The sequence below is a fragment of the Cellulomonas fengjieae genome, from assembly GCF_018388465.1.
Lineage (GTDB): Bacteria > Actinomycetota > Actinomycetes > Actinomycetales > Cellulomonadaceae > Cellulomonas > Cellulomonas fengjieae.
This window is the reverse complement of record NZ_CP074404.1, coordinates 1,788,323-1,803,922: the sequence shown is the minus strand read 5'-3', so window position 1 is coordinate 1,803,922 and position 15,600 is coordinate 1,788,323. Positions and strand designations below refer to the sequence as shown.

16 protein-coding genes and 1 tRNA gene are annotated in these 15,600 nt (G+C 69.8%); 7 read left to right on the top strand and 10 right to left on the bottom strand.

Annotated features, from left to right (window positions below):
- The first annotated feature begins 1 nt into the window (after window position 1).
- Genes KG102_RS08365 through KG102_RS08355 form a run of 3 tightly spaced genes read left to right on the top strand, consistent with a single transcriptional unit; the run spans window position 2 to window position 2,683 of the window.
- On the top strand, window positions 2-988 hold the full coding sequence (locus tag KG102_RS08365) for a branched-chain amino acid ABC transporter permease (RefSeq protein ID WP_208213546.1): 987 nt from the start codon (window positions 2-4) through the stop codon (window positions 986-988).
- Window positions 978-1,901, top strand: a complete 924-nt coding sequence (locus tag KG102_RS08360; RefSeq protein ID WP_208213547.1) for an ABC transporter ATP-binding protein — start codon at window positions 978-980, stop codon at window positions 1,899-1,901. The genes KG102_RS08365 and KG102_RS08360 overlap by 11 nt, the downstream gene beginning before the upstream one ends.
- Window positions 1,898-2,683: an ABC transporter ATP-binding protein gene (locus tag KG102_RS08355; protein ID WP_208213548.1), complete on the top strand. Its 786-nt coding sequence runs from the start codon at window positions 1,898-1,900 to the stop codon at window positions 2,681-2,683. Before KG102_RS08360 ends, KG102_RS08355 begins: the two co-directional genes overlap by 4 nt.
- A gap of 125 nt (window positions 2,684-2,808) precedes the next feature.
- On the opposite strand, the gene KG102_RS08350 is transcribed toward KG102_RS08355, so the two are convergent.
- Both KG102_RS08350 and KG102_RS08345 read right to left on the bottom strand, forming a co-directional pair.
- The gene (locus KG102_RS08350; protein ID WP_208213549.1) at window positions 2,809-4,110 is read right to left on the bottom strand and encodes an ABC transporter substrate-binding protein; all 1,302 of its coding nucleotides are present in this window, start codon (window positions 4,108-4,110) and stop codon (window positions 2,809-2,811) included.
- 185 nt (window positions 4,111-4,295) lie between these two features.
- Window positions 4,296-4,928, bottom strand: coding sequence for a nucleotidyltransferase family protein (locus KG102_RS08345; RefSeq protein ID WP_208213550.1), 633 nt, complete (start codon window positions 4,926-4,928; stop codon window positions 4,296-4,298).
- A gap of 59 nt (window positions 4,929-4,987) precedes the next feature.
- On the opposite strand from KG102_RS08345, the gene KG102_RS08340 reads away from it, so the two are divergent.
- Window positions 4,988-5,752 carry an endonuclease/exonuclease/phosphatase family protein gene (locus KG102_RS08340; protein ID WP_208290012.1) on the top strand — a complete coding sequence of 255 codons (765 nt, stop codon included), beginning with the start codon at window positions 4,988-4,990 and terminating at the stop codon, window positions 5,750-5,752.
- Window positions 5,753-5,803: 51 nt separating this feature from the next.
- Here the strand turns inward: KG102_RS08340 and KG102_RS08335 are convergent, their stop codons facing one another.
- Window positions 5,804-6,487, bottom strand: coding sequence for an ANTAR domain-containing response regulator (locus KG102_RS08335; protein ID WP_208213552.1), 684 nt, complete (start codon window positions 6,485-6,487; stop codon window positions 5,804-5,806).
- A gap of 102 nt (window positions 6,488-6,589) precedes the next feature.
- Here KG102_RS08335 and KG102_RS08330 point away from each other — a divergent pair.
- Window positions 6,590-6,666: transfer RNA gene (locus tag KG102_RS08330), tRNA-Leu, on the top strand.
- Window positions 6,667-6,876: 210 nt separating this feature from the next.
- Here KG102_RS08330 and KG102_RS08325 read toward each other — a convergent pair.
- The 6 genes from KG102_RS08325 to KG102_RS08300 form a co-directional block, all read right to left on the bottom strand.
- Window positions 6,877-7,278 carry a universal stress protein gene (locus KG102_RS08325; RefSeq protein WP_208290013.1) on the bottom strand — a complete coding sequence of 134 codons (402 nt, stop codon included), beginning with the start codon at window positions 7,276-7,278 and terminating at the stop codon, window positions 6,877-6,879.
- A 21-nt stretch (window positions 7,279-7,299) separates the two neighbouring features.
- Window positions 7,300-8,766 carry a mannitol dehydrogenase family protein gene (locus KG102_RS08320; protein WP_208290014.1) on the bottom strand — a complete coding sequence of 489 codons (1,467 nt, stop codon included), beginning with the start codon at window positions 8,764-8,766 and terminating at the stop codon, window positions 7,300-7,302.
- 80 nt (window positions 8,767-8,846) lie between these two features.
- Complete coding sequence (locus tag KG102_RS08315; RefSeq protein ID WP_208290015.1) at window positions 8,847-9,830, bottom strand: ABC transporter substrate-binding protein; 984 nt, start codon at window positions 9,828-9,830, stop codon at window positions 8,847-8,849.
- 82 nt (window positions 9,831-9,912) lie between these two features.
- On the bottom strand, window positions 9,913-11,085 hold the full coding sequence (locus KG102_RS08310; protein WP_208290016.1) for an ABC transporter permease: 1,173 nt from the start codon (window positions 11,083-11,085) through the stop codon (window positions 9,913-9,915).
- The gene (locus tag KG102_RS08305; RefSeq protein ID WP_208213558.1) at window positions 11,085-11,852 is read right to left on the bottom strand and encodes an ATP-binding cassette domain-containing protein; all 768 of its coding nucleotides are present in this window, start codon (window positions 11,850-11,852) and stop codon (window positions 11,085-11,087) included. The genes KG102_RS08310 and KG102_RS08305 overlap by 1 nt, the downstream gene beginning before the upstream one ends.
- Window positions 11,853-11,854: 2 nt before the next feature.
- A complete protein-coding gene (locus KG102_RS08300) occupies window positions 11,855-12,556 on the bottom strand; it encodes a nucleoside/nucleotide kinase family protein (RefSeq protein ID WP_208290017.1) in 702 nt (233 codons plus the stop codon).
- A 251-nt stretch (window positions 12,557-12,807) separates the two neighbouring features.
- Between KG102_RS08300 and KG102_RS08295 the strand changes: the two genes are divergently transcribed.
- Together KG102_RS08295 and KG102_RS08290 are read left to right on the top strand one after the other, a co-directional pair.
- Window positions 12,808-13,536, top strand: coding sequence for an SDR family oxidoreductase (locus KG102_RS08295; protein WP_208290018.1), 729 nt, complete (start codon window positions 12,808-12,810; stop codon window positions 13,534-13,536).
- Window positions 13,537-13,570: 34 nt separating this feature from the next.
- On the top strand, window positions 13,571-14,566 hold the full coding sequence (locus tag KG102_RS08290) for a LacI family DNA-binding transcriptional regulator (RefSeq protein ID WP_208290019.1): 996 nt from the start codon (window positions 13,571-13,573) through the stop codon (window positions 14,564-14,566).
- Here the strand turns inward: KG102_RS08290 and KG102_RS08285 are convergent, their stop codons facing one another.
- Window positions 14,567-15,565: a LacI family DNA-binding transcriptional regulator gene (locus KG102_RS08285; RefSeq protein ID WP_208290020.1), complete on the bottom strand. Its 999-nt coding sequence runs from the start codon at window positions 15,563-15,565 to the stop codon at window positions 14,567-14,569.
- Window positions 15,566-15,600 lie beyond the last annotated feature (35 nt).

Here is a 15,600-nt window from a genome sequence, read left to right as displayed (position 1 = left end):
CATGAACTGGTCGGACCTGCTGTCCCTCACCGCGGGCGAGCTGATCGCCCCCACGACGGCCGCCTACGCGCTCGCCGCGATCGGCCTCAACATCCACTTCGGCTTCACCGGGCTGCTCAACATGGGGCAGGCGGGCTTCATGCTCGTCGGCGCCTACGGCTTCGCAGCCACGGCCCAGGCCGAGCACGGCTTCGCACTGTCCGCCCTGGTCGGGGTGGGGTGCTCGGTGATCTTCGCGCTGATCCTCGGCATACCGACACTGAAGCTGCGCGGCGACTACCTCGCGATCGTCACGATCTCCGCGGCGGAGATCGTCCGCCTGACCGGCCGGTCGTCGGTGCTCTCGGACGTGACCAACGGCGCCGCCGGGATCCCCGCCAGCAGGTTCAACCAGGGCTTCCTGGAGCTGTCGGTGCTGCCGGACGGGCGGACCGCGCTCGGGCCGTTCTCCTACTCCAACAACGTCGGCGACGGCTGGTGGACCCGCATCGTCGCGTGGGGCGTGGTCCTGCTAGCCGTGCTGCTGGTCTGGCGTCTCATGTCGAGCCCGTGGGGCCGGGTGCTCAAGGGCATCCGCGAGGACGAGGACGCCGTGCGGTCGCTGGGCAAGAGCGTCTACGGCTACAAGATGCAGGCGCTCGTGCTCGGCGGCGCGATGGCGGGGTTCGCGGGCATCCTGTTCGTGATGCCGGCCAGCGTCCAGCCCGACGCGATGGGCCGGTCGATGACGTTCTTCATCTGGACGATCCTGCTGCTCGGCGGCGCCGCGACGCTGTGGGGGCCCGTGATCGGCTCCATGATCTTCTTCGTCGCGCTGATGCTCATCAAGACGGTGATGCGTGACCTGCTGCCGCCGTCGGTCATGCAGCCCGAGCAGCTCGAACCGCTGGCGGGCATCCTGGTGGGCATCACGCTGATGCTCTTGGTGATCTTCCGGCCGCAGGGCATCTTCGGTGACAAGAAGGAGCTGATGCTCGATGTCCGCTGAGCCGTCCCCCACTCCCCCGGCGGCCACCGCCGCGCAGGCGCTCGCGGGTGTCGTTCCCGAGCCGGGCGTCGCCAAGCCGGACCCGATCATCGTCGCCGACGACGTCGTGCGCCGGTTCGGCGGCATGACCGCGGTCGACGTGCGGCACCTCGAGGTGCAGCGCGGCGCCATCACCGCCCTCATCGGACCCAACGGCGCCGGCAAGACCACGCTGTTCAACCTGCTCACCGGGTTCGACCGGCCGAACTCCGGCACCTGGGAGTTCAACGGGCGCCGGCTCAACGGCGTGCCCGCGGGCCGGGTCGCCCGCGCAGGCATGGTGCGCACGTTCCAGCTGACCAAGGCCCTGTCCCGGCTCACGGTCCTCCAGAACATGCAGCTGGGCGCCACCAAGCAGCCGGGCGAGGGCTTCTTCACCTCCCTGGTCAAGCCGCTGTGGGTCGCCCGCGAGCGGGAGATCACGGCGCAGGCCGAGGTGCTCCTGGCGCGCTTCAAGCTCGACGCCAAGCGGGACGACTTCGCCGGCTCCCTGTCCGGCGGCCAGCGCAAGCTCCTCGAGATGGCGCGCGCGCTCATGGCCACCCCCGAGCTCGTCATGCTCGACGAGCCCATGGCGGGCGTGAACCCCGCGCTCACGCAGTCGCTGCTGGGCCACATCCAGACCGTGCGCGACGAGGGCACCACCGTGCTGTTCGTGGAGCACGACATGCAGATGGTCCGCCGCATCGCGGACTGGGTGATCGTCATGGCCGAGGGAAAGATTGTCGCCGAGGGCCCGCCGGCCGCCGTGATGGAGAACCCCGCGGTCGTCGACGCCTACCTGGGCGCCCACCACGACACGGACCTCGGCGACGAGAGCGTCATGGCCGAGGGTGTGCTCGAGCAGCTCGAGGCCGAGGAGGCCACGTCATGACCGTCACCGACCCCGCCGCCGCACCCGCCCCCGTCGACCGCGGGGAGCCGTTGCTGCGTGCCGACGAGCTCGTCGCCGGGTACATCCCCGGCGTCAACATCCTCAACGGGTGCAACCTCGACCTGTACCCCGGGGAGCTCGTCGGGATCATCGGTCCCAACGGGGCGGGCAAGTCCACGCTGCTCAAGGCGATCTTCGGCCTCGTCAACGTGCGCTCCGGTTCCGTGACGCTGGGCGGTGAGGACATCACCAACCTCAAGGCCAACACCCTGGTCGCCCGCGGGGTCGGCTGCGTCCCGCAGAACAACAACGTCTTCCCCTCGCTGTCCGTCGAGGAGAACCTGCAGATGGGCGGCTACCTCAAGCCCGGGAAGTTCGCGGAGCGGCTCGACTTCATCGTCGACCTGTTCCCGAACCTCAAGGACCGCCGGGGGCAGCGAGCGGGGTCGCTGTCCGGCGGTGAGCGCCAGATGGTGGCGATGGGACGCGCGCTGATGATGGACCCGAAGGTTCTCCTGCTCGACGAGCCCTCCGCGGGCCTGTCCCCCGTGCGCCAGGACGAGACGTTCATCCGTACCCGCAAGATCAACCGGGCCGGCGTCTCGATCATCATCGTCGAGCAGAACGCCCGCCGCGCCCTGCAGATCTGCGACCGCGGCTACGTGCTCGACCAGGGCCGCAACGCCTACACGGCGACCGGTCGCGAGCTCATGCATGACCCGAAGGTGGTCGAGCTGTATCTGGGCACCCTGGCCGCCGACGAGATCGCCACGGACGACTGACGGCCGCGAAGGAGGCCCGGCCGGACTGCCCGGCCGGGCCTCTCTCGTGCCCGGCGGGCGACGACGAAGGCCCTGCAGCGGATCGCTCCGCTGCAGGGCCTCCTGTCATGCAGGTCAGACCAGGGTCACTCGCCCTTGACCTCGCCGAACTCCGCCTTCTGCCACACGGGCACGTTCTCGGCGTCGTACTTGTAGACGCCGACGTACGCGGACGACGGGTCGTTGTTGTCGTTGAACGGGCCGACGCCGGAGACCGCCTGGTAGAAGATCTCCTTGCCGTCCTCGAGCAGGGCGACGCAGTCGGCGAACGTGTCGCACTCCTCGCCGTCCGTCGCGCCCGAGACGGCCGCCATGTTCTCCTGCACGGTCGGGCCGTCGTTCGCGCCGCCCTTGACCGCCGCGAGGGCCGCAAGGATGGTCGCGTCGTACGACTCGGGGCCGTAGTTGAAGTCCTTCAGGCCGGGGTTCACCTCGAGGAGGCGGGCCTTGAACTCGTCCGTCGGGTTGGCGCCCGGGTTGGTGCCCTGCGCGCCCTCGAGCGTGCCCGGGTCGAAGAAGAACTTCGAGCTGTCCGCCGGGTCCTGCTTGAAGCTGGCCACGTTGCCGTCGACGAGGTACACGTTCGACATGTCGTAGCCGGCCTGGACGAGCTGCGGGACGATGACGCGGACCTCGTCGAACGTGATGATCACGATCGCGTCGGGGTTCGTGGCGAGGACCTCGCCCACCTCGGTGGAGTAGTCGGACAGCTCGGGCGGGAAGTCCTGACCGGCACCCTCGGCGCCGTACGTCACGTTGACGCCCGCGGGCTCCAGGTTGTTCTGGACGAAGCCGCGAAGGCCGGTGCCGTACGGGTCGTCGAAGACGAGGACCCCGACGTTCTTGTGGCCGTCGGCGATGATCTGCGTCGCCAGGGCCTGGCCCTGGACCTCGTCCGGCGGAGCGGTGCGGAAGTAGTACGGGCTGATGCCGGACAGGTCCGCGGCCGTGTTGGCGGGCGAGATCTGCACGATCTCCGCGTCGGTGATCGGACCGACGACACCGAGGGACAGGCCCGAGGACGCGGCGCCGACGATGACGTGGACACCCTCCTCGATGAGCGCCTTGGCGGACGGGGTGCCGATCGTCGCGAGGTCGGACGTGGGGCCCGAGTCCTTGTGCGAGACGGTCACCGGCTGACCGTTGACACCGCCGGCGTCGTTGATGTCCTTGACGGCCAGGTCCACGCCGGCGATCTCGGGCGGGCCGAGGTACGCGAGGTTGCCCGTGACGGGCAGCAGGGAACCGATCTTCAGCGGACCTGACGCGGTGGGCGCGGCGGAGGTGTCCTCGTCCGCCGGCTCGTCCGATCCGCTGCACGCGGTCAGGGCGAGGGCGACAGCGCCGGCGAGCGCGGCGGCGCGGACTACGTGGGTGGAACGAATCATGCCTGGTACCCCTCTGTGAGTACTGCGATCCGCGGAACCCCGGTGAGGATCCTGCAGGTGTGGCGCGAAGGTACTCATTGTTTGTGTCCGCGATGTGAATGGGGATGTCTCACGGCGGGTTGTTGCCGAGTTGTGACCAACCGGTAACACCGCGATCTGGACGCCCGACTGGCACCAGGGGCCGCTCAGGACACTGGCGCGGCCGCCCCGGGGGCGACCTCGGCGGGCTGCGCGTCACCGGTGGCGTCCGTCAGACCGAGCTCGTCGGCCAGGAAGAGGAACGCGCGGCCGTACGGGTGACCGACGACGTCGGCGCGGATCCGCGGCCAGTCGATCTGCTCTCGCAGGGCACGCACGATGGCGAGCAACCGGCCGAAGTCGCACGCGTGCTCGCCCAGCACGCGCATCTTCGCCGAGACGACGTCGGTGGCCTGCAGTACCGGCATCCGCACGGCCAGGACCTCGAGCTCGTCGCTGCGCTCCAGGAGCTCGCGCGTCACGGGCTCCCCCACCATCCGGAACAGGATGTCGACCAGCTGACCGTGGTGGAACGCCTTGAACAGCCAGTTCTCGGCCGGCTGCTCCACGACGAGCCCGGACGCGGCGATCGCCTCCTTGGCGCGGTCGACGTCCTCGGGGGTCACCGCGAAGTCCGCGTCGTGACTCGGCTCCGGGGCCCCGCGTGCCCAGGCGGCGTAGCCGCCGACGAGGGCGAACGGGATCTTGGCGTCCGTGAGGGCGACGGCGACGAGGCGCAGTCCGTCCTGGAGTGCCGTGCGGTCGTCGGGCGGGTCGACGAGGGCTCCTTGCTGGCTCATGGAACGACTGTCTACACGCCGACGGGCGCACTCGCAGGTCGGCCGGGAGAATCGGCAGGGTGCGCCTGGCAACCTTCAACATCCTGCATGGTCGGTCCCTCATCGACGGCGAGGTGCACCTCGGGCGCTTCTCCGACGCGGTGCGCGAGCTCGACGCCGACGTCCTCGCGCTCCAGGAGGTGGACCGGGACCAGCCGCGCTCCCACGGGGCCGACCTGACGATGGTCGCGGCCGAGGCGATGGGGGCCCCCGAGCACCGCTTCGTCGCCACCCTGCACGGCGAGCCGGGCCTGTGGACCGCCGCGACCGGCGACCACCAGCCCGCGGTCGCGAGCTACGGGATCGCCCTGCTCAGCCGATATCCCGTGCGTAGCTGGCACGTACTGCAGCTGCCCGTCCTGCGGCGTCGGACTCCCGTGCGCTGGCCGGACGCGCGCTGGCCGACCCTGGTGCGCGACGAGCCGCGCGCGGCGCTCGTCGCGGTCGTGCAGCACCCGGCCGGCGACATCACCGTGGTCGCGACCCATCTGACCTACATCCCCGGCTGGAACCGCCGCCAGCTGCGCGAGCTCGTCGCGATGGTGCGGCCGCACCCCCGACCGCTCGTGCTGGCGGGCGACCTCAACATGGGGCCCGACGCCGCGGTCCGGTCCTCGGGCCTGCGGCCGCTGGCGACGGCCGCCACGTTCCCCGTCCGCATGCCGCACCGCCAGCTCGACCACATCCTCGGCGACGGGCCGGTCCAGCCCGCCGGCCCCGCACGGTCGGTCGACACCGGACTCTCCGACCACCGTGCGCTCGTCGTCGACCTGACGTTGCGCTGAGACGACGAAGGCCGGCACGGAATGCTCCGGCCGGCCCTCGTCGCGACGGCGTCAGGACGACGCGCCACCCACCTGCTCGATGACCGCGTCGGCCACCTCGCGCATGGTGAGCCGACGGTCCATCGACGTCTTCTGGATCCACCGGAACGACTCCGGCTCCGTGAGGCCCATCTTGGTCATCAGCAGACCCTTGGCCCGGTCCACGCGCTTGCGCGTCTCGAACCGCTCTGCCAGGTCCGCGACCTCGGACTCCAGCGCCGTGATCTGCGCGTACCTCGAGATGGCGATCTCGACGGCGGGCAGCAGGTCCGCCGGGCTGAACGGCTTGATGACGTACGCCATGGCGCCGGCGTCGCGCGCGCGCTCCACCAGCTCCTTCTGCGAGAACGCCGTGAGGAGCACGACGGGCGCCAGGTGCGCCTTGCCGATCCGTTCCGCGGCGGAGATGCCGTCGAGGACGGGCATCTTCACGTCCATGACCACGACGTCGGGCTTGAGCTCGGTGACCAGCTGCACGGCCTGCTCGCCGTCACCGGCCTCGCCGACGACGTCGAAGCCCGCGTCACGCAGGGTCTCGACGACGTCCATCCGGATCAGCGCCTCGTCCTCCGCCACGACGGCACGCCGCGCCGGACGCGCCACGGGGGCGCTCGGCTCCTCCGTCGGGGCGGGGGTGCTCAGGTCGAAGGCGGCAGGTGCCGACTCGGTCGGGCCGGGGGTCGCGTCAGTGCTCACCTGCACAGAGTAGTGCGCGACGCCGTGTGGTTCGCGGTTGTTGGTCCCACGGGCGCCGCGCGGGTCCTCGTGGAGCCGTGCTCACGGCTATCCTGGCGCCCGGCCCCGATAGCCCAACCGGCAGAGGCGTTCGGCTCAAACCCGATCCAGTGTGGGTTCGAATCCCACTCGGGGCACCAGTCTGACCTGCGAGAACGTGATGCCGTGTCCTATGCGTGTCATGAGGAGTGGCCAGGGCTCCCGCCGGGCCGGAGGCGAACCCGCGACGGCGCGCTGTCGGCACGGCCCCCGGCGCTGTCAAAAAGTGCCCGGCCTTCTCCCCCGTACCCACCTCGCGCTTGCGGTGATTCGGGTAGCGGTAGATGCCAGCGGGTAGCCGCAGGGGCCCCTCAGGTCGCGGGGTGCCGCTTGACCGCAAGTACCGGGGCGTCGGCCTCGAGCAGCACCCGCTGCGCGGTGCTCCCCAGGAGCAGCTTGCCGACGGGGCTGCGTCGCCGCACGCCGATCACGATCAGGTCCGCGCCGCTGATGCGTGCCCGGTCGAGGATCGCGTCGGCCGGGTCGATCGTCGGGTCGTGGGGGTACACCACGTTGCGCACGTGAAGCCCGTCGAGCCGCGTGCTGAGCGCGTCTGCATGTTGCTCCAGCGAGATCTCGAAGGCGTTGTCGTCACCGGTGTCCGGGCCGCTGATCACGAACAGGTCGGCGTCGGAAACCCGCGCCTGCGCAATGGCTGCGTCCAAGGCCGCTTCACCCTCGGGCGTGTGCACGTAACCCACCACGATGTTCATGTCGTTCCTCCTGCGATCGGTTCAGGCGAGCGCGGCTGTCGCGGCGCGAGCGCCGTCGTGGGCGAGGCTGGTACGTGCCGCGCCGAAGGCGTCACGGAGCACGGGATTCGACCCGAGGTCCCCGAACACGGGCTCGTACGTCAGGAAGGCACCCGGCGAGCTCTTCTCCGCCTCGGCGAACGCCCGGATCTCGCTCAGCCGCTTGTCCTCGGCCGTGATCGTCAGGCCGGCGTCCGTGGTGCCCTCGAGGTAGCGGCACCACGCTGCCAACACGAGTGCACACCGGGTGATCTCGCGACCGGCAGCCAGCTGTGCTCGCACAACGGGGAGCAGGAACTTGGGGATCCGGTCGGAGGCGTCGATGACCTGGCGGCCCAGGGTGTCGCGGATCGCCTCGCTGCTGAACCGTGCGATCAGCTGGTCGCAGTACTCCGACAGGTCGATTCCGGGTACCGGCCGCAGGGTGGGGATCGCCTCATGGTGCATGTAGCCGAGCAGGAATCGGACGAACAGCGGGTCACGGCACACGTCGTGCACGTACGTCTCGCCGGCGAGGATCCCGAGGTAGCCCATGGCCTGGTGGGAGGCGTTGAGCAGGCGTAGCTTCATCAGCTCGTACGGCGTCACGTCGTCGACGACCTGCACGCCCACCGTCTCGAAGGCGGGCCGACCGGCGCTGAACCGGTCCTCGAGGACCCATTGGGTGAACGACTCGGAGCGGACCGGCCAGCGGTCGTCGACGCCGAGCGCGGCCACGGCGGCGACCACCTCAGCGGTCGTGGCGGGCGTGATCCGGTCCACCATCGAGCTCGGGAACGCCACGTGCTGGCCGATCCAGTCCGCCAGGTCGGCATCGCGAGTGCGGGCGAACGCCGTGACCGCGGTCCTGGCAACGTGCCCGTTGCCCTGGATGTTGTCGCAGGACATGACGGTGAACGGCACGGTCCTGGCGGCCCGGCGGACTTCCAGAGCGGCGACCACGAGGCCGAGGACGCTGGAGGGCAGCGAGGACCCCGCCAGGTCCGCGAGCGTCGCCGGGTCGCGGGGCTCGAACTCGCCGGTGGCGTCGTTGACGCCATAGCCGCCCTCGGTGATCGTCAGCGAGACGATCCGCGTCGCGGGGTCGGCGAGGCGGTCGACGACCGCCTGCGGATCGCTCGGCGCGTGCAGGTGCGCGACGTGGGAGCCGATCACTCGCGCTTCGGCACGTCCGTCCGGGTCGACGGTGAGCAGGGTGTACAGGCCGTCCTGCTCGTGGAGCACGTCGGCGATGGTCCGGTCGGACGGCAGCACACCGACCCCGCAGATCCCCCACCCCGAATCGCCCTCGTGCAGCAGCCGGTCGACGTACATCGCCTGGTGGGAGCGGTGGAACGCGCCGACACCGAGGTGCACGATGCCGGGTTCGACCTGGTCGCGGTCGTAGCCGGGTACGGCCACGCGGGGGTCGAGGCTGTCGAGGGCACGAGCGTCGAGGTGGGTCGTCATGGGTGGGGGTCCTTCGGAACGGGTCGGGCACGCGGCTCCCCCTGCCTGAGGGTGCGCAGGGGAAGCCGCGTCCGGGGTGCTCAGCAGCTGGACTTGTAGAGGTACTGAGCGCCCTCGCCGTCCACGTTCTCCGCGGTGATGATGTGGAAGCCGGTCTGGATCTGCGGGGTGACCTCAGCACCGGTCAGGGAGGCGATGGCCTGGGTGACGCCGTCGACGCCGATCTGGTACGGGTCCTGGGCGATGAGCGCCTGGACGGTCCCGTCCTTGAGCTGTCCGACCTGGTCCGGGCCCGCGTCGAACCCGACGACGGTGACCTGGTCCTGCTTGTCGGCCTGGCGGACGCCGGTCGCGGTACCGGCGGCGGAGAAGGTGTTCGTCGCGAAGACCCCGACGATGTCCGGGTCCTTGGCGAGGGCCGCCGTGATCAGCTGGGCGGCGGTCGCGGTGTCGTTGTGGCTGTACTGGACGCCGAGGTAGTCGAACGAGGAGTCCTCCGCCGCGGCTTCCTCGAAGCCCTTCACGCGAGCGTCGACGGTCGAGATGCCGGGGTCCGTCGACATGACGAGGATCTTGCCGCCGTCGGGGTTCTGGGTCTGGATGGCCTCGAACGCCGCCGCGCCGCCACCTTCGTTGTCCGAGGAGATCTGCGAGACCGCGAAGGACGGGTCGTCGACGGTGGTGTCGACCAGCACGACCTCGATGTCCTGGTCGGCGGCGGCCTTCAGCGGCGCCTGCATGGCCGAGACATCGGTGGGGGCGATCAGGATCGCGTCGGGCTGGCTGGCCACGACCGAGTCGACGATCGGCTTCTGCAGCGTCGGGTCGAACTTGGCCGGGCCCTGGGTGTTGACCTCCGCGCCCACCTTCTCCGCCTCGGCCTCGATGCCGCACTGCATGGTGACGTAGAACTCGTCGCCGGCGACGCCTTGGATGAACGTGAGCTGTTGGGTGTCGCCGCTCGCGCCCGAGTCGGAGCCCGAGTCGCCGTTACCGCTGCTGCAGGCGGTGAGCGCGAGCGCGCTCGCGGCCATCAGAGGGACGAGCTTGGTGATGGTCTTCATGATCTGGTTCCTCCGGGGTGTCGAGTCGAGCGCGTCGTTGGCGCCGTCGAGCTGGGTGACGGGTGGTGCTGCGACTGCCGGCTCACGCTGACCGTCGGAACAGGTGGGCGAGGGACCGCTTGCCGGTCTTCGTGGCCCGGGAAGCGGCGGCCCGACGACGCTGGTCGATGTAGACCGCGACGATGAGGACGGCGCCGATGGCGACCTGCTGCCAGAACGGCTGAACGCCGGTGATCACGAAGCCGTTCTGCAGGATGGCCGGGATGAACAGGCCGACGATCGTGCCGAAGATCGTGCCGACGCCGCCGAACAGGCTCGTGCCACCGATCACGACCGCGGCGATGACGGCCAGGCTCGTCGTGGACTGGCCGGCGATGGCTGTCGTGGAGTACTGGGCGAGGGACAGGATTCCCGCCATGCCCGCCATGAGGCCCGACAGCGCGTAGATGAGGATGAGGTGGCGGTCGACCTTGACGCCGACGCGTCGGGCGGACTCCTCGTTGGAGCCGATCGCGTACGTGTACAGGCCGAACTTGGTCTTGTGCAGGACGACGCCGAAGATCAGCAGGAACACCAGCGCGATCACCGAGATCGTCGGGATGGTCGTGCCAGGGATGTTGCCGTAGCCGATGTTGCTGGCGAGCACGGCCGGCACCTCGCGGATGTCGACACCGCCGGTGATGACCTGGGCGAGCCCGAGAGCACCGCTGAGCGTGCCCAGGGTGACGATCAGCGGGGGGACCTTCGCCTTGGCGATCAGCACCCCGTTGAAGATGCCCCAGAGGATGCCGCAGAGGATGGACACGAGGATGCCGACGATCGCCGTTCCCCAGCCGTCTCCTCCCATGCCTTGCATGACCTTGGCTGCGATCACGCCGGAGAACACCAGGACCGAGCCGATGGACAGGTCGATGCCGCTGGTGATGATCACGTAGGTCATCCCGATGCCGAGCACGGCGAGGATCGACACGTTCTGGATGACCAGTCGCATGTTGGACCAGGTCGGGAACGTGTCCGGCGCGAGGATGGAGAACACGACGAAGATCGCGAGCAGCACCAGCAGGATCTGGAACGACTGGACCTTGACGATGCGGCGGGCGAGTCCGGCGATGCCGCGCTCCGAGTCGACGGTCAGGAGGGGAGCGTCCGGGCTGACCGCGGCCTCGCTGCGAGGCTCACCGCTCGGTTGGGCGTCGGCCGCCACCCCGACGGCGTCGGCTGTGGCGTTCTTGGCGGAGATGCCGTCGTTGCTCATCACTTCGCTCCTGCGTCCAGTGCGCCGGTCATGGCGCCGACGAGCTCTTCGACCGAGGTGTCGTTGGCGTCGAAGGTGGCCACGCGATGTCCCAGTCGAAGGACCTGGACCCGGTCCGAGACCTCGATCACGTGCGGCATCGAGTGGCTGATGAAGACGACCCCGACGCCCTTGTCGCGGACGCGGCGGATCGTCTCCAGGACGTTCTTGGTCTGGACGACGCCCAGCGCTGCGGTCGGTTCGTCGAGGAAGACGACTCCCTTGGCCCAGGCGACGGCCCTCGCGATGGCGATCGCCTGACGCTGGCCGCCGGACATGCTGCCGACCGGGCTGCTGTAGCTGCGGACCGTCGCGCCGAGCTCGTCGAACGCCACCTTCGACCTGGCCCGCATGGTCTTGTTGTCCAGGAAGCCGAGTGTGCCGAGGAATCCCGACGCCGGGAGCTCACGGCCGAGGTACATGTTCTGCGGCGGAGTGAGGTGTGGTGCGAGCGCCAGGTCCTGGAAGACCGTCTCGATGCCCATGTGGCTCGCGACGCTCGGGGAGCTGAGGTCGACCTCCTGTCCGTTGAACAGGATCGTGCCGGAGTCCAGCGCGAGGTTCCCCGACAGCGCCTTGACCAAGGTCGACTTGCCGGCGCCGTTGTCGCCGATCAGGGCGACGACCTCTCCGGCGTGCACGTCGAAGTCGGCTCCGTCGAGGGCGCGCACGGCGCCGAAGCTGCGGGTCAGACCCCGAGCTTCGAGAATGGGGGTGGTCGACGTCATCGTCAGCGCTCCTTCGGTGGGGTGGGTACTGGTGTGAGCCGGGCGACGAGGTCGGCCTTGGTGCGCGTGGCCTCGACGATGAGGCCGTTCGCGGTGTCGACGTTCGCGACCCACGCTCGTGCGTCGTCCGGTGAGTCACCGTGCGACCGGCGTCGTGCTTCCAACCTCTCGCTGCGAACGTGGGGTTGCACGTCGAGGAACCATGCCTCGTCGAGGCACGGTCGGACTGCGTCCCACCCGAGGTCGTCCAGCAGGAGGTAGTTGCCCTCCGTGACGACGAGGGGCGTCTCCACGTCGATGGGGACGGCGCCGGCGATGGCGGCCTCGAGACCGCGGTCGAAGCGTGGTGCGTACACGACGGCATCGGCCTGGGGGCGCAGGCGTCGGAGCAGGGCCACGTAGCCGCCGACGTCGAACGTGTCCGGCGCGCCCTTGCGTCCTCGGCGGCCGAGGCGCACGAGCTCGTCGTCCGCGAGGTGGAAGCCGTCCATTCCCACAAGGACCGCGTCGTCACCGAGGGCGTCGAGCAACGCTGCGCAGACCGTCGACTTGCCGGCCCCTGGCGCGCCCGTGATGCCCAGGACGGTGCGCCTGCCTGGCCGGGCCAGGGCACGGGCGCGTTCGATGAGGTCGTCCACCGACAGCTCGCGCACCGGGTCTGGCGCAGCCACCGCGGGACTGGTGGTGTCGACGTTGGTCACCATGGGGAACTCGTTTCGCAGTGGCTGTACTGGCGGTCCGGCGGCGTTGGTCGATCCGTCGGTGTCGAGTTGTCGAGACGCTAAACCGGACATGTCACCGGTGTCAAGGATTCTCTGTCACCGGTGACAAGAGTCTTCATGTCACCGGTGACACACAGGCAATTCCGGGCTACATTGGCGGCGTCGTGGAGGACGAGGTCGTGCCCTGACCACCCGCGAGCAGGTCCCGCACAGCTGACCGAGGGAGAGTTCCGATGTTCGATCTCAACGGCCGCACGATCCTCGTGACCGGTGCCGGTGGTGGCATCGGTGGGACCACGGTGCGCCACCTCGTGAGGGTCGGCGCCGACGTCATCGCGAGCGGCAGGACCCAGGACTCGGTCGACGCCCTCGCGGCTGAGACGGGCGTCCGGACGCTCCCGTTCGACCTGACCAGCGAGGACTCTGTGCGGGAGGCGCTGGACGGCACCGACCTGTGGGGCGTCGTGAACTGTGGCGGGTTCGGCGGTGAGATCGCTACACCGATGGACACCGACATCGCGGTGTTCGACAAGGTGATGGCCGTCAACGCACGCGGAACCTTGCTGGTGACCAAGTACGCGTCACGGTCGATGATCCGCCTCGGGCAGGGCGGCGCCATCGTCAACGTGTCGAGCCAGGCCAGCCTCGTCGCCCTGACCGGCCACATCTCGTACGGCTCGTCCAAGGCCGCCGTGGACAACATCACCAGGGTCTCGGCGCTCGAGCTGGGCAGGTACGACATCCGGGTGAACAGCGTGAACCCCACCGTGGTGATGACGCCGATGTCGGCCTGGTACTGGGGCCGCGAGGACATCCAGGGCCCGTTCCTGGAGGCCATGCCGCTCGGACGGTGGGCGACCGAGGACGACATCGCCGGGCCCATCACCTTCCTGCTCAGTGACGCCGCCTCGATGATCTCGGGCGTCTCGCTGCCGATCGACGGTGGCTACACCGCCCGATGACACAGTCGTCCGACTGACGGAAGGGGCGCGGCACATGGCCACGATGCGCGACGTCGCACGTCGTGCCGGGGTCAGCGCAAAGACGGTGTCGCGGGTCTTCAACCACGACCTGCACGTGAGCCTGGCGACGAGAGAGCGCGTCGAGGTCGCGTTGCGCGAGCTGAACTACGTCCCGAGCACGCTCTCGACGACGTTCCGCTCGGGTCGAGCACCGGTCATGGGAGTCGCCGTCCCGGACATCGCCGACCCGTTCTTCGGGGCGCTCGCCAAGGCCGTCGAGGCGTTGGCGGCCGTGCACGGGATGTCCGTCGTGATCACCAGCCTGGGCGAGGACCCCGCGCGTGAGCCCGCCATCGTCCAGTCGCTCCTGCGCCAGTCGCTCAGCGGGCTGGTCATCGCGCCGATCGCGGGCGACCAGTCCTACCTCGGCGTCTGGGCGGGCCGCACCCAGCTCGTGTTCGTGGACCGTCGGGCCTTGGGCGTCGTGGCCGACTCCTTCACCGAGGACGACCACGCCGGCGCCCGGGCGGCCACCGGTCACCTCGTCGAGCACGGCCACGTCCGGATCGGCTTCCTCGGTGACAGCACCGCCATCCCGACGAGCCGTGGCCGGCTCGTGGGATACCGAGCAGCGCTCCTCGACGCGGCCATCGAGTACGACGAGTCACTCGTCGCCCTCGGCGCCCTGGACCGCGCGTCGGCCGCCGCCGCCTTCTCTGCCCTGGAGCGTCTCGAGGAGCCACCCACGGCGATCTTCGCCTCGAACGCCCGGGTGACGATGAGCCTGGTGCCGGTCCTCCGCTCCGACAGGCGGCTGGCCCTGGCAGGCTTTGGTGACTTCCCGATGGCGGACATGCTCGAACCGTCGGTGACCGTGATCGATCAGAACCCGGTTGCGCTGGGCACGCTCGCCGCGCAGCGGATCCTCGATCGCCTGGCGCATCCCCGGCGCCGATACCGACGCCACACCGTCCTCCCGGTCGAGCTCGTGGAGCGTGCGTCGTGCTTCCCGACCAGGCGGCGGGGCTGATCAGGCCGGCGTGGCCCTCGCGGCAGGGCTGCGGTCGACCAGCCGAACCGGCAGAACCGTCTTTCTGCGCAGTCGCCGATCGGGGTTGTCGATCCGCTGGAACAGCCGCTCGGCCGCGAACCGCCCGACCTCAGCAGGGTCCTGGTCGATGACGGTGACCGGCGGTGTGAGCGATCCGGCCATCGGGAAGTCGCCGAAGCTCACCAGAGCGACGTCGGTCCAGCCGACCCGCTGGAGCGCTGGGACCACGTCGAGGCTGCACCGCGCGTTGGAGGAGAAGATCGCTGTGGGCGGGCTCGCCAGCTGTTGCCACTCCCGCAGCGCCGCATCGAAGTCCGCGCCGTCCGTGTCGCCCAGATACACCAGCCCGTCGTCCGCACCGACTCCCGCCTCGGCAAGCGCCTCGCGGTAGCCCTGCAGCCGCAGTGCTGTCGTACGGAAGCGATAGGCGTCGCCGACGAAGGCGATGCGCCGGTGACCGTTGGCCACCAGGTAGGCAGTCGCCTCGCGACCTCCCCCCTCGTCGTCCTCGATCACCGAGTCCGCGACCAGCTTGCCCGGTGCTCGGTCGACGAACACCATCGCCGTCCTCGCCTGCCACGGTCGCAGGTAGGACTGGTCCTGCCCGATGGGGCACGAGATGAGACCGGCGATCTGTCGCTTCAGCAGGTTCTCGACTGCTTCCTGCTCGTCGCCGGCGTCGTTGCCGAGACTGGTGACGATCACACCGGTGTGCCGAGCCTTGGCCACCGCCTCCACCGCGTGGATGACCTGCGCGAAGAACGGGTCGGCGATGTCCGGCACCGCGACCCCGATCGCAGACTCGCGCCCTGCGCGGAAGCTCACCGCGAGGACGTTCGGGACGTAGTCCAGCTCCCGCACGGACGCCTGGACGCGCTCGCGCACCTCCGCCCGGACGTACCCCTCGCCCCTGAGGACCCGCGAGACGGTCTTGGGGCTGACGCCCGCGTGCGCGGCGACATCACGCATGGTGGCCATGGTCTTCTCCGTCCGACGTCGAGTCTGCGGAGAAT

Bases quoted from the DNA above. Each gene is read 5' to 3' on its own strand.
- KG102_RS08355 (WP_208213548.1), top strand. From the start codon at position 1,898: ATGACCGTCACCGACCCCGCCGCCGCACCCGCCCCCGTCGACCGCGGG.
- KG102_RS08295 (WP_208290018.1), top strand. From the start codon at position 12,808: ATGTTCGATCTCAACGGCCGCACGATCCTCGTGACCGGTGCCGGTGGT.
- KG102_RS08315 (WP_208290015.1), bottom strand. From the start codon at position 9,830: ATGAAGACCATCACCAAGCTCGTCCCTCTGATGGCCGCGAGCGCGCTC.
- KG102_RS08350 (WP_208213549.1), bottom strand. From the start codon at position 4,110: ATGATTCGTTCCACCCACGTAGTCCGCGCCGCCGCGCTCGCCGGCGCT.
- KG102_RS08300 (WP_208290017.1), bottom strand. From the start codon at position 12,556: ATGGTGACCAACGTCGACACCACCAGTCCCGCGGTGGCTGCGCCAGAC.
- KG102_RS08310 (WP_208290016.1), bottom strand. From the start codon at position 11,085: ATGAGCAACGACGGCATCTCCGCCAAGAACGCCACAGCCGACGCCGTC.
- KG102_RS08305 (WP_208213558.1), bottom strand. From the start codon at position 11,852: ATGACGTCGACCACCCCCATTCTCGAAGCTCGGGGTCTGACCCGCAGC.
- KG102_RS08360 (WP_208213547.1), top strand. From the start codon at position 978: ATGTCCGCTGAGCCGTCCCCCACTCCCCCGGCGGCCACCGCCGCGCAG.
- KG102_RS08285 (WP_208290020.1), bottom strand. From the start codon at position 15,565: ATGGCCACCATGCGTGATGTCGCCGCGCACGCGGGCGTCAGCCCCAAG.
- KG102_RS08325 (WP_208290013.1), bottom strand. From the start codon at position 7,278: ATGAACATCGTGGTGGGTTACGTGCACACGCCCGAGGGTGAAGCGGCC.
- KG102_RS08320 (WP_208290014.1), bottom strand. From the start codon at position 8,766: ATGACGACCCACCTCGACGCTCGTGCCCTCGACAGCCTCGACCCCCGC.
- KG102_RS08290 (WP_208290019.1), top strand. From the start codon at position 13,571: ATGGCCACGATGCGCGACGTCGCACGTCGTGCCGGGGTCAGCGCAAAG.
- KG102_RS08365 (WP_208213546.1), top strand. From the start codon at position 2: ATGAACTGGTCGGACCTGCTGTCCCTCACCGCGGGCGAGCTGATCGCC.
- KG102_RS08345 (WP_208213550.1), bottom strand. From the start codon at position 4,928: ATGAGCCAGCAAGGAGCCCTCGTCGACCCGCCCGACGACCGCACGGCA.